Annotated in this window: 11 protein-coding genes and 2 tRNA genes; 1 reads left to right on the top strand and 12 read right to left on the bottom strand. The window is 31.3% G+C overall.

Annotated features, from left to right (window positions below):
* Positions 1–152: 152 nt before the first annotated feature.
* The 4 genes from LL038_RS04800 to LL038_RS04785 form a co-directional block, all read right to left on the bottom strand.
* Positions 153–227, bottom strand: a tRNA-Gln gene (locus LL038_RS04800).
* Positions 228–239: 12 nt separating this feature from the next.
* Positions 240–314, bottom strand: a tRNA-Glu gene (locus tag LL038_RS04795).
* Positions 315–470: 156 nt separating this feature from the next.
* Positions 471–1,505 (bottom strand): CdaR family transcriptional regulator, encoded by a 1,035-nt coding sequence (locus tag LL038_RS04790; protein WP_216119807.1) that lies wholly within the window; start codon positions 1,503–1,505, stop codon positions 471–473.
* 299 nt (positions 1,506–1,804) lie between these two features.
* Positions 1,805–3,610, bottom strand: coding sequence for an N-acetylmuramoyl-L-alanine amidase (locus LL038_RS04785; RefSeq protein WP_216119808.1), 1,806 nt, complete (start codon positions 3,608–3,610; stop codon positions 1,805–1,807).
* Between the two features lie 594 nt (positions 3,611–4,204).
* Between LL038_RS04785 and LL038_RS04780 the strand changes: the two genes are divergently transcribed.
* A complete protein-coding gene (locus LL038_RS04780) occupies positions 4,205–5,476 on the top strand; it encodes a pectate lyase (RefSeq protein WP_216119809.1) in 1,272 nt (423 codons plus the stop codon).
* Between the two features lie 101 nt (positions 5,477–5,577).
* Here LL038_RS04780 and LL038_RS04775 read toward each other — a convergent pair whose 3' ends face one another.
* The 8 genes from LL038_RS04775 to LL038_RS04740 form a co-directional block, all read right to left on the bottom strand.
* Positions 5,578–6,492: a class I SAM-dependent methyltransferase gene (locus LL038_RS04775; RefSeq protein WP_216119810.1), complete on the bottom strand. Its 915-nt coding sequence runs from the start codon at positions 6,490–6,492 to the stop codon at positions 5,578–5,580.
* A 141-nt stretch (positions 6,493–6,633) separates the two neighbouring features.
* The gene (locus tag LL038_RS04770) at positions 6,634–7,155 is read right to left on the bottom strand and encodes a GNAT family N-acetyltransferase (RefSeq protein WP_216119811.1); all 522 of its coding nucleotides are present in this window, start codon (positions 7,153–7,155) and stop codon (positions 6,634–6,636) included.
* 303 nt (positions 7,156–7,458) lie between these two features.
* Complete coding sequence (locus LL038_RS04765; protein WP_216119812.1) at positions 7,459–8,028, bottom strand: RBBP9/YdeN family alpha/beta hydrolase; 570 nt, start codon at positions 8,026–8,028, stop codon at positions 7,459–7,461.
* A 37-nt stretch (positions 8,029–8,065) separates the two neighbouring features.
* Positions 8,066–8,257, bottom strand: a complete 192-nt coding sequence (locus tag LL038_RS04760) for a nitroreductase family protein (protein WP_216119813.1) — start codon at positions 8,255–8,257, stop codon at positions 8,066–8,068.
* A 43-nt stretch (positions 8,258–8,300) separates the two neighbouring features.
* Entirely contained in the window at positions 8,301–8,834 is a 534-nt protein-coding gene (locus tag LL038_RS04755) for a hypothetical protein (protein ID WP_216119814.1), read from the bottom strand.
* A gap of 453 nt (positions 8,835–9,287) precedes the next feature.
* Positions 9,288–9,851, bottom strand: a complete 564-nt coding sequence (locus LL038_RS04750; protein WP_216119815.1) for a GNAT family N-acetyltransferase — start codon at positions 9,849–9,851, stop codon at positions 9,288–9,290.
* Between the two features lie 182 nt (positions 9,852–10,033).
* A complete protein-coding gene (locus LL038_RS04745; RefSeq protein ID WP_216119816.1) occupies positions 10,034–11,140 on the bottom strand; it encodes an alkaline phosphatase family protein in 1,107 nt (368 codons plus the stop codon).
* A gap of 628 nt (positions 11,141–11,768) precedes the next feature.
* The gene (locus tag LL038_RS04740; protein ID WP_216119817.1) at positions 11,769–12,152 is read right to left on the bottom strand and encodes a carboxymuconolactone decarboxylase family protein; all 384 of its coding nucleotides are present in this window, start codon (positions 12,150–12,152) and stop codon (positions 11,769–11,771) included.
* Between the last annotated feature and the right edge of the window lie 100 nt (positions 12,153–12,252).

The following is a 12,252-nucleotide window of genomic DNA, read 5'->3' as shown; positions in this document are numbered from 1 at the left end:
TGTTGGCTTTTTTCTAAATAACATTTCTATATAAATTATCATTTTCAATACTTTGATATATAAAAAAATAATCCTAGCAAAATAAATTTATGCTAGGATTACTTATATTCATCATATTAAAAAAATCATTATTCTTAATTTGATTAAATCTTTGGCTAGAGTGGCAGGATTCGAACCTGCGAATGCCAGAGTCAGAGTCTAGTGCCTTACCGCTTGGCTACACCCCAATAAAAAATAAATGGTGACTCCTAGGGGAATTGAACCCCTGAATCCACCGTGAGAGGGTGGCGTCTTAACCTCTTGACCAAGGAGCCATATTAGCTATTCGCGTTTCAGCGATTTGCACTACGAGATATAGTATACCTCGTATTTCAGTATAAGTCAAATGATTTTTTTAAATAAATAAATTTATGTCCTTTTTAGTATATTATTAGCATCATCACTAACTTTTATTCTATAAAAACAAGGTATTATCTCCAAATTATTCCACATAACAATTCAAATAACTCCAACAAAATTTTTGGATTTTTTCCTGTCAATTGTTTTATTCTTTCCAGCCTGTAATTTAAGGTATTCCTATGTATATTAAGGCTACTAGATACTTTATTAATATCACCATTTTGTTCAACATATGCTTGTATAGTTTTAACAAGTTCTATTTTATTCCCAGATTTATCAAGATTTGAAAATAGAGAAATTAATGATTCTTTATTATCATAAGATAAATGAATAAAGAACTTTAAATCATCATAATTGTATATTAAAGATGATGGTTTTATCTTAATACCAAATTCCATTGCTAGTTCTGCATTTTTTAGTGAAACAGCAGCAATGTCCTCTTCTCCTCCTAAACATATTTTATTTATGTCTGAGCTCTCTTCAATATAACTTAATATTGTATTATTTTTATAATTACTTGTAGTAAAAAATACTGTTTTATTATCATCTATATCATAATAATGAGGGTGCTTATTACATAATATTCTAAATTCACTTGAATTTGAATTTATATACACAAGAATAGCCTGACACTTTTTTGTAAGGTCAAGACCATAACTTTTAGCCCTCGCATGAAAGTCTTCATCATATTCCGTTGTTCTGTGAGCCAAATCCTGATAAAACCTCTGCCTATTTAATCTTTTATTCTGAATTTCCTCATCCAGTTTAGATTGCTCAATTAATAAAACTGCAGTTACACGAACAAGCTTACTAAACCTTCTCACCTCATCAGGATGCCCTGTAATTCCTATTACTCCTATTATATTTTCATCTACAATAATAGGCTCGTTTACCCCTGGTTTCATTCCTCCGTCTTCTTCTTCATATACTTCATTTATAAATTGATTATCTATTGCTTTTCTAGCACCTTCATGAACATTTCCAATACGTTTAATATCTCCACTACCTATAATCACTCCATTTTCATCCATGACATTTATATTGTAAGGAATAACATCCATCATTTGCAAAACAATTCTTTGCGCTATAGTTTTCGATAACTTCATAGTACTCACACCCTTCTAATAATGTTAGACATTATAAAAAATATAGTAGTGCCTTCTAAATTAAATGGTTTTTAATAATACATTACTTATTCTTTCTATTTTTTTGTAAATACAAAAGTGGATTCCGAAGAATCCACTTTTGGTGTATAATTTAAATATGATAAATAAAGAAACTATACACAATTATTGTACCAATAATTGCGAAGTTTATCAATTAGTTTTTGATTTCACTCTCCTCTATAATATTTGCAGTATTTCTTTTTATTTCGTTAAACTTTTGTAATTGCATCAAATGTATATTAATATTCTATAGTAGTTATCCCTAACGTTTTAAGGATACCTGTTGCAATTGCCTTAGCTAATGTATTCTGATAATCATCACTAGCTAATAATTTCTCTTCTGTAGGATTAGTAACAAATGAAGTTTCTACAAGTATAGCTGTAGCGCTACTATTTCTAAAAACATAATCATTGGCAGTTTTAATTCCTCTATCTGCTTTTCCAGTTGCTTTGATTAATTCAGTTTGAACGTTCTGTGCTAGTTCTGATCCAGCTGAGTTTCCTGCATAATAAAAGGTTTCAATACCATGTGCCGCTGGAATATCGGAAGCATTTGCATGTATGGCTACAAAATAATCTGGTTTAGCCTTATTAGAAATATCGCATCTTAATTGAAGATTTTTCGCTTGATTATCATTATTATCAGTATACGCTATATCGTCAGTTGTTCTTGTATATACAACGTCAACGTTATTCTTAATTAATATCTCCCCCACCTTTAAAGTAATTGCTAGGGTTACATCCTTCTCTTGAATACCTGTTGGTCCTATTGCACCTGGGTCATATTTCCCATGCCCTGCATCTAAAACTATTTTATACTCTGCCGTAGTGGTTGCCGGCTTCACAGTAATAATAGCTTTCGCATTGGTAGTTAATCCATTCACAGTTCCATAATAGGTAGTAATACCTGTAATGCTTGTAGTAACTGCTTTAAGCCATACTACACTAACAGTTTGTTTTGAACCATTGCTCATAATTGCGGTTACAGTTTTGGGTAATGAATATGTGTCTCCAACTGTTAAACTACCTGTAATATCTGGTACTGAAGATATCTTTAAAGTATTATCATAAGTGGTATCAGTATTTGCAAATCCAGCATAAGTCATCAATCCATTAGCTATAGCCTTTGCAGCATTATTTTGATACTGCTCACTACTTAATAATACCCCCTCTCCTGGATTGGTAAGGAATCCTAATTCTGTAACTATGGTAGGACAGCTTGTCTTACTTAATATTGCAAAGTTACTATCACTGCCTGCTACTTTTATACCCCTATCATTAGCTTGTGTTGCTTTTATTAGTTCAGCTTGAACCGAGGTTGCAAGCGCTTTATTCTTACTATCGTCAGCTGCATAGTATGTTTCAATTCCATTTACAGTGTTCGTTGTATATGAATTACTATTTATACTTAAAAACACATCAGCCTTTGCGTTCTTAGCAATTAATGCTTTTGCATCATCCTCACCACCCTGAGTCCATGATACTGCATCAGTACTTCTTGTATATAATACATTAAAGCCTCTTGCTTTTAATATATTACCGAGTTTCAGCGCTGTACTTAGATTTATATCTTTAGCTTTGACACCGTTTGCATCAGTAATTACTTTATAGTACTGACCTGGATCAATGCACACAGTGAACACACTCGCGTTTGCAGGTGTACTTTTAGTAGTAAAATCCATTCTAACTTCACTTGGAAGGAATTTCCCATCAGAAGATTTAACCTGGTTTGTCACAATCAATGTATATGTCTTATTATATTCATAACTATTTACTGGCTGAACTACTATATTTTTATCGCCACTGCCTAAACTAACCTTGATCTCCATGTAAACATTTTCATTAGAAAGCACCTTAATATTTGTGTTGTTCACAGTGCTCGCATCTAAAGCTTTATTAAAACTCACTGTCCAAGGTTTACTTACTGCCACATCTTTTTTAGAATCCATAATAGTAAATGTACTAGCCTTCACTATTGTTTGCATAGGTATAGACACAATTAAAGCTAAAATCATAATTACAAATGTTTTAAAAATCTGTTTCATATAGCTCCTCCTAAATATTTTCAATTTAAAATAAATTGAATAATAATTCTTTTTATCATAAATAGCCCTCATTATATACTGGTTTAAGAATAATTAAATTATACTCTCAGTTGTAAGGTTATGCAAATATAGGTTATAGTAGCATATAATGCAAAATCAAAATATGATTGACCACTTTAAGGAGAATTTTATAGACACCTCTAATGGTAGGCTATTTAAGATTAAAAGGAACTAGAAAAAAGGTACTTAAAGAAAAATGTCAATAATTAAGATAATATGTAAAATAAACACTAACGAATCTTTTTTAATTTCAGAACAAATGTCTTGAATTTCAAAATTGCATAAGATAAAATACATATAAGTAAATGATTACATAACATTGAAAATTAAACTATAATGTATAAATGTTGGATACAAATTATTATAAAGTAGCATTAATATTAAAGACAGTCTTAACTCAGAAATGACGGTAATGAAAACGTTTTAATTAACAGAAGATTTTGTCTCTTAGTACAAAAATACAAATAGGATTCCATAAGTTTTAGGCACAACCTTAAACTTAAGAATAAATAAAAAAATACGGAGGAATTATTTATGAAAAGAATGAGATCATTGTCAGGAGTTTTCCTATCACTATCTATGGTGTGTAGCTTAGCATTTTACCCTGTTAGCCAATCATTTGCAGTAACACCAGCTACTGTTACAGTTAAAGACTTTAATAGTTTACAAACTGCTATTGCATCAGCAACTACTGGTGAAACAATACAAATTGCAGCAAATACCCTTGACTGTACAAGTCAGATCGTACTTAATAAATTAGCTTCGGGTATTACTATTCAAGCCGCAGCTGGTTACACTCCAGTGCTTGACTTTACAACTTTCAGAGAAGCATCAAAGAAATTGAGTCCAAAAACAACAGGTGATGCATATACAGGTTTTAGAATCACCGGCGGTAGCTACACAATAAAAGGACTAATAATCCAAAAAGCATATGACAACGGTATGCTCATAAAGCCTAATTATAATGCTAATGTAAAACCCACTGTGGCCAATGCTGGAAAACCTGACAACAATTCAATTGTTAACTGCGTATTCCGTTACAACGGAGATGCAGGTCTTCAGATTTCAGGTAGTGAATCACTTGAATTAGCAGGAGTTAGTGTACGTCCAAACAACACTCACGTAACTGGGTGTGTATCTTACAGAAACTTTGACATACTTACAACTGGCGGAAATGCGGACGGATTTGCAGCAAAACTTTACCTTGGAACAGGTACTGTATTCTCATACTGTGTATCTGCTGAAAACTCTGATGACGCTTGGGACAGCTTTGCTATAGGTAGCAGTGACGTAACTTATCAATACTGCGTAGCATATCACTCTGGTGATGCTACAGTATTCAGTGGAGCATATGACAAAGCACAAGGACTTCCCGTGGACACAAATATGACGGTAGGTACTTGCAAAGGTAACGGTAATGGATTTAAGATGGGATCAGGTTCATCAAAATATGGTGCACAGACAAACGGTGTTAAAAATCTTACTAACTGTTTAGCAGTAGACAATATGTCAAAGGGCTTTGATGAAAATAATGGTACTGGCACAATAAACCTTACAAATGGTATGGGTTTAGGTAATGTAAGTGGCGACTATGTACTTGACCTTATGAAAGCCGGTACATTCATAAATGCACAGGCATCCTCCTCAAAGAACCTAAAAGCTCCTAGTGGTGGAAATATCACAATTGCAAGCACAGCAAATCAAACAGCTATTAGATCAGAAGTTAATAGTGCTATGGCAAAAATGAGACAAGAACTTAATGCAAACAAAATTCCAACACAAATGAGCTTTAGCTTCTGGAAATAGTTAATACAATAGAAAAGATAAATGAGTAGCCCCTGAATATCCTCAAGGGCTGCTCATTTTTACTTCCATTTATGCTTGGCTATTATTAGATTATTCTTATTTTAGTTTTTCACTGCCAAACAATAATTTACATTATCAAATGCTGTTATAGGATGCTCTGGATTTAATTTATTATATTTTTTAAAAAACTGCTCTGTTATTTCATTTGGTGTCAAATGCTCATAAACTAAGAATTTACTATCAGCTAATAAATTTTTAAGATCTAAATAGGAATAGCTTGCAAGCATTTTCTCATTAGCCCCACCAGCCAGTGCTACTTGTTTTTTTGTTCGTTCTCCTGCTTTCGTGGTATATGAATCCTCATCTGGATAATCAAAAATAATAACACTACCTTTTGGCACAATACATGAAATAGTGTTGAGTGTTTCAGCAAAAGTCCTCTTAGACAAATAGTAGTTTATCCCAAGCAAACTGCAAAAACTGATTTGACTTTGATCAAATTCAAGGCAGGAAATTAAATTGCTTTCCCAGTTGCTCTCTGTAAAATCAACTGATACGTAGTGCAGATTGGCAGGTTTTTCTGATAATATTGATTGAATACGCTTTTGTTTGTCAGAAGCAGTGGTCGGATGGTCAAGTTCAAAAATTTGAATGGTTGATGCCCAATCAGGCTGACGATATGCAAATGTATCATAACCGGCAGCGAAAATTACATATTGTTTTGCGCCACCTCTCACAGCATTTTCAAGTGCTTTTTCCGTAAATGCTGATCTACCAAGTGGGGTTGGAGATAACTGATTATCTACAATCCAATGTAGTGCTTCTTTCTGTGTACCATCAAATAATGGATTGAAAAAATTGATTCCTTTTGACATATTACTTGAAATTTGTTCGTATTCATTCTCAGTTAAAATGTCTTTTGCCAAATAATCATCAAATATTTTATCTGTGTTTTGTACTGAATGATATGCCCTTGAAAATGCACTTATCAATGCGGTCATGCTTTTTTGCTCCATAAAATTATCACCTCTAATAATTAATACCACTTCATTATCAACAGTACAAGGCTTGAAATTTTCCTTATTTTGTGGTATAATAGAGGCTTAAAATATAAAAGTTTACAAAATAGTCATATTTATAGCGACAACTTTTGTAACTCAATAGCATAACAAAGTACTGTTTATTTTTTTCTCATAACAATAGAAAGGAATGTCTCTCCAAGGAAAATATACCTGCCCCACTTTTTTATAACCAAAATTCTCATATAATTTAAGTGCTGTTTCATTTCCACTATAAGCATCTAATCTAATACATGAATAGTTATTTTTAGTAGCGACGTCCTCAATAAACTTTAACATTTTTTTTGCAATACCCTTTCCCTGAGATTCCGGATGAACAGACAATCTATGAATAACTAATACCTTTATTCCATCAGTAAACCAGTTTATTTGACTGTATTCTGGAGATTGTTCTTCATTTATTGCAACATATGCTATATACTTGCCATTATCCTTTAAAACATAACAATGCTCACTATTAATATCATTTTCAATAATATCCGAATTTGGATAAAACTCATTCCACTGATATATGCTTTGACTCTCCATATGTTTTATACAGTTAGAAATTATATCAAGAATGCCTGATAGGTCTTGTTTCTTCCCCTTAATAATATCCATCTATTTTTTTTCCCCTTTAAAAAGATTTTAATAAATTAACACTTTCTTGCATAGTCGACATATCTCTGTTATTCTTTTTTCCTACACTCATCAATTAAATATTCATTTTTCCATTATAGACATAACCTGTCTAATTGAATTAGCTATACCGTCTGCATCACCACCCAAATGTTCTCCCATTGCATCCGCACCTAATGCTGCAGCTATCCTAGTGGTCATCATCTCACGACGTTACCTTGTTCCAAGTCTTGCTGCCGGTTTAATAACTTTTTTGATTTTCATATAATATATATAAGGATAATATTAATCGTTAATCAATTTCTGGATTTCATTCAATAAAATAGGAAAATCAGTATATCCATCACGAGCAATAAAATGCTTTCCTGATGAAAGAATAATAAGATTTGCATCTAACACTTTGGCTAATTTTTGTGTTGCTTCGGTTGGGACAATATCATCATCTGTTGCAGTAATAACAATTCTTGATGAAATTAGACTTTTTATTACTGCCATGTCAAGTGATCCATCTACAAATTCTTGAAGGCCTTCTGTTTGTTCATCCATCGGATTTTCATTTATGAAACCTGAAACAAGTATTGCACCTTTGATTTTTATGTTTTTTTCGAGAATATAGCGCAGTACCGTAACACATCCAAGACTATGACCGATAAATATCGTATTTTCATCAATATCCAAAACATTTTTACGAAGATGTTTAAGCCAAGTTTCAAGATGTGGATCCCCGGAATCAGGCATATTGGGAATATCCATTTTAACAGGACTATTTTTAAACTGTTCTTTCAGCCATGGAAACCATTCTGCGTGGCTGGAAGATGTATAACCATGAATAGCATAGATATTAGTACTTTTCATTTTATTATTTCTCCTAATCTTTAAATTTATAACCAACTTACAATATTTTCAAAGATATCATGTCTTTATTATTAATTACTACAGAGAACCTCCAAGGTTGCATATTGTTACCAGATGGAGCCCAATTAGCTGCAGTTAATATTTGTATAACAGCATCTTTACTTACTTCTTTTGAAGTATATGACCGAACACTTCTACGATCTAATATACATGACATCACTGAATCCATTTTAACACTCCCTTTATGCACTATTTATATTACATTGAATATTTTAAAATATGGTTGCTTTAAAGCATAATATCCCATTACTAAAACCCTTGATAAGATTTCCTTCTTGTTTCAAATAAATTGGTTTATCACCATAAACAGGATAAATATATTTTACTTTTATTTTATTTGCTTTAGTAGTGTTACAAAGTTCTTTCAAAATAAATAGCCCTTGTACAACAGGATTCTCAGTAAGATGAATAGAATTTGTATCTCCTGTTAGATGACTAAAATCTGCAATTTCTTCTTTTGAAAAATTATGCCATAAAGTCTCTTTCTCTTGAATCGTTTCTGTTTGAACAGGTTCTTTAACAGTTACATTCATCATTAAATATACAGTTAATGTTTCCGCAATTTCATTTTCAATATATCCGCTACAGGTTGCTATACAAAGTTTTTCATTGCTTTTCAGAAGCTCACTTCTATAAGTTTCTTCATCTAATTTTGATTTGAAACGCTGATATTTTACTTTAGCAATAAATGCACCTTCATAAAAAAAATCTTCTGTTGTAGAAAACGCTCTAAATAAATCTATCATTATTATTCCATCCCCATTTAACTAAATTTGTTTTATACGATTTACAATAATCGATAATATTTAATTATTGTAAATTAAAATATTTGTTTAATTATACTATAATTACAATAAATAATCACATGGTCAAAAATGATGAATTAAATTTCAAAGATATTAAAACAGAGGAATCCCCCTATATCGAGCCTAGTATAGAGGAATTAATTAAGATAAGAAATGATTCAATTTCCTAGTAGCATATATATTAACCATTGAAGTTTACTCTAACTATTTTTATATTCTTACCACCCTCATTATCTATGTTAAGTATTAGTTTTTAAGCTTTCCATTATAGACATAACCTGTCCAGTTTCTCGAATTTCTTTAGTACTTCTAACAGTTGTTTATGACGAACCTAAGAAAGATACGACAGAACTGAATTTAAAATTATGTTACATTAGACCTACAAATTAAAATTTATCTATCTTTAAAATAGTATGATGAATATTCCGTCCCATCATGACCAATCAACTTATTTTCAGTAGGTAAAAAATCTAATTCCTTTAAAGCCTTTACTCTTTCACTTGCAGTAGGAAGTGCCTTTGTTGCTATCCTGTTACACTCAAACAATTGATAAGTTTTATCAATAATCAATTTTAAAATATCAATTATATTGACTTTTGTTTCATAATCACTTCTCAAATCTAAACGGAAAAGCCCGCAATTATTAAAATAATCTTTAGAATCTCTATGAAATAACTCTATTGTTCCAATTGCAATATTATCTTTTTTATCTACAATAGACCATCTTACAAAACCTTTCCGGTCATACTCGAATTTCCAATAATCAATAGCCTGCTTCATTCTTTCACGTGTATTATAGTGAAAATCATCTCCGCCACAATTATCGCTATTAAATAAGGGAACTGCTTTTTTATCAGAATATACTTTTAATAAGCCATCACAGTCATCTATAGAAATAAATCTTAAATTAAATCGTTTATTTTCAAATTCAGGGCAACTTACATATACACTATCCATATTTATTCTCCTTTTCAATTTACTGTTTCTCTGCTTATTCTGGTTTTTTAAATGATAATAATTGAAAGGCAACTCTTTAATTTGTCCATCATCTACGATATTAATAGTCTCTACATTTATAATCTTCATTTATTCATATATCATAGAATCATGATTAATGTAACATTTATGAAAGATGCGAACTACCCATGACTCTCAACCACAATAAATGGCACCATCATCTCCTGCTTGGTCATTCCTGCATGATTTGATAAGAACTGTTTTGATTTAGGACTGTATGCAATGCCTTGGTCCCCAATGGCAACTGCCAAGAAATCACCAATAAACTCCTCAAATTTTTTATGGGCTTGACCCTCTCCAAATAAATTTGCTTCTAAGACTTCCGCTTTGGAAAACAATAAAAAATCCTTGCCAAAGGCTTTGTAAAATTCCTCTTTAAACATTTCTCTAAACTCCTCTTTTACATAAAAACAGGTGGCTCTACTTTCAATAGAAATTGGTCTTATTAACATCTTTAAAAGCTGAGGATAATCACTAACAAACCTATAGTTTAAATTAATATGTCCATGGTCTGCGGTTACAATAACAATGGTATCCTTTAACACCTGGCACATTTTTTCTACTCCTTCATTTAGTCCTTTCACCCATGAAGTCACTTCACTACTATAGCAGCCATATTCATGCATAGCAGCATCAGGTTGTGAAAAGTATGCATAAATATACTTGTTTCCATCAAGATTACAAAGTCTTTCTACCTCTTCAAACATTTCAATATGTGAGGAAACTTTATTGGTGCCAAAAGGTGACACACTGTAAGCTGTAGCATTACCAGTTTCATTGATAATATCGTATATGCTTTTATAAGGAATTATTTTTCCAGCCACGTGATAATCAGCAGCTTTTTCATCACTATCTCCCACTGTGTTAATAAAAGCATTCACAATCTTATCTATTTCGCTAAAATATAAACTCCAACCAAGCCACCCATGTTCCTTAGGCGTCAATCCACTTTCAATAGAAGTTGTTGCCGCAGTTGTGGTGGGTGGAAACACTGTAGATATTTCTGAAACAAAATGCCTTCTCAAAAAACTTTCTTTATCAAGATGGTTTTCTAAGGCGTCTACGCCTAGACCATCTAATAACATGACCACAACATTCTTATAATTTTTCTTTAAATAGTTATCAAATATTGCTAAAGTTTCATGATGGTTCTCTGCTCCGTAATGTTTCAATACTGAGCAAGCCAAATTCACGATAGAATTATTATAGTCTGGATGTCTTATGTCCATAAAGTTCCTCCAATCGTCTTCTTCAGATTTTGCATTTTGTTCTGACTGATTTCTAATGTGCCATTTTATATAAATAAGCTTGATTATAAACAAGTATTCTCTTTCCCGTCATTTGTTGTTTACAAATCTAGCCTATACATCATTCACATTTTATATATATAATAAACAAAATGAACATGCTAAAATTTGTCCTTAACGAATAATACTGAAAATATATCTTCTAAAGCTCCCATACTAAAAACCTCCAATTTTGTTATTGCGTTCTAAAAATCACACTTTTCTTATTTAAAATATCTCTAGCAAAATTTACAAACACATATTTTAAATCCTTACAACATATTACCAATTATAACAGGCTATCTTTACATAATTCAACAAACATTCATAATTTTCCTTTATGTTTTGTAGAAAAAAGTAAAATATCTTACTCAATCGGAAATGAAAAAAGTTTTTAAAGTTATGAAAAAGATTAAAGTAGCAGGAAACAATGTACCTTAAACTTCAAAAGAATAATCAGATGGTTTAAATAACTGATTTATAATACATTCAAAATAAATACGTGCTTAATAAAGTAAATCCATATCATTAGATATGGATTTACTTGTGTCAATATATATGATATTTATTATTAATTTTCTTTTATTAAGTTTATTTCTTGAAATCTTTTTTCTGCTGCATTTATTGCTTCAACACCTGTTTTACATAACGGATTGATACCTTTAACAATAGTTACTATTACAAATGCTTCTACTAATTCTTCCATGGTTAAACCTGCTTCTATGGCAGAAATAGCATGTGCCTTTGCACCACTTACTTCGTCATCTAAACTATCCAATATTGTAAAAATTAATTCTCTTGTCTTTTTAGGTAAATGTCCATTTTGAACTGATTCACGCATTACTAAAAATCCTTTTAAACCTTCTGGAGAATATTTAGAGAGTATTTCAGCAAAAGGTGGAGTCCATTTTAATTCATCTTTATAACAATTAAGCATACTTTGAGTATCATTCATAACTAAATTAAACCTCCAATTTTATTATTTTAATATCGTAATAATTTAATTATAAATCATTACGCTACGTAATGCTCAAGTCTAATTTATAAAATATATG

This window comes from Clostridium estertheticum (assembly GCF_026650985.1).
In the GTDB taxonomy this organism is placed as follows: Bacteria; Bacillota; Clostridia; order Clostridiales; family Clostridiaceae; genus Clostridium_AD; species Clostridium_AD estertheticum_C.
This window is presented reverse-complemented; position numbering and strand designations above follow the sequence as displayed.

What these genes read in the sequence shown, in the direction of transcription:
- LL038_RS04785 (WP_216119808.1), bottom strand. Translation starts at nt 3,610, where the DNA reads ATGAAACAGATTTTTAAAACATTTGTAATTATGATTTTAGCTTTAATT.
- LL038_RS04775 (WP_216119810.1), bottom strand. Translation starts at nt 6,492, where the DNA reads ATGGAGCAAAAAAGCATGACCGCATTGATAAGTGCATTTTCAAGGGCA.
- LL038_RS04755 (WP_216119814.1), bottom strand. Translation starts at nt 8,834, where the DNA reads ATGATAGATTTATTTAGAGCGTTTTCTACAACAGAAGATTTTTTTTAT.
- LL038_RS04780 (WP_216119809.1), top strand. Translation starts at nt 4,205, where the DNA reads ATGAAAAGAATGAGATCATTGTCAGGAGTTTTCCTATCACTATCTATG.
- LL038_RS04745 (WP_216119816.1), bottom strand. Translation starts at nt 11,140, where the DNA reads ATGGACATAAGACATCCAGACTATAATAATTCTATCGTGAATTTGGCT.
- LL038_RS04770 (WP_216119811.1), bottom strand. Translation starts at nt 7,155, where the DNA reads ATGGATATTATTAAGGGGAAGAAACAAGACCTATCAGGCATTCTTGAT.
- LL038_RS04790 (WP_216119807.1), bottom strand. Translation starts at nt 1,505, where the DNA reads ATGAAGTTATCGAAAACTATAGCGCAAAGAATTGTTTTGCAAATGATG.
- LL038_RS04750 (WP_216119815.1), bottom strand. Translation starts at nt 9,851, where the DNA reads ATGGATAGTGTATATGTAAGTTGCCCTGAATTTGAAAATAAACGATTT.
- LL038_RS04765 (WP_216119812.1), bottom strand. Translation starts at nt 8,028, where the DNA reads ATGAAAAGTACTAATATCTATGCTATTCATGGTTATACATCTTCCAGC.
- LL038_RS04760 (WP_216119813.1), bottom strand. Translation starts at nt 8,257, where the DNA reads ATGGATTCAGTGATGTCATGTATATTAGATCGTAGAAGTGTTCGGTCA.
- LL038_RS04740 (WP_216119817.1), bottom strand. Translation starts at nt 12,152, where the DNA reads ATGAATGATACTCAAAGTATGCTTAATTGTTATAAAGATGAATTAAAA.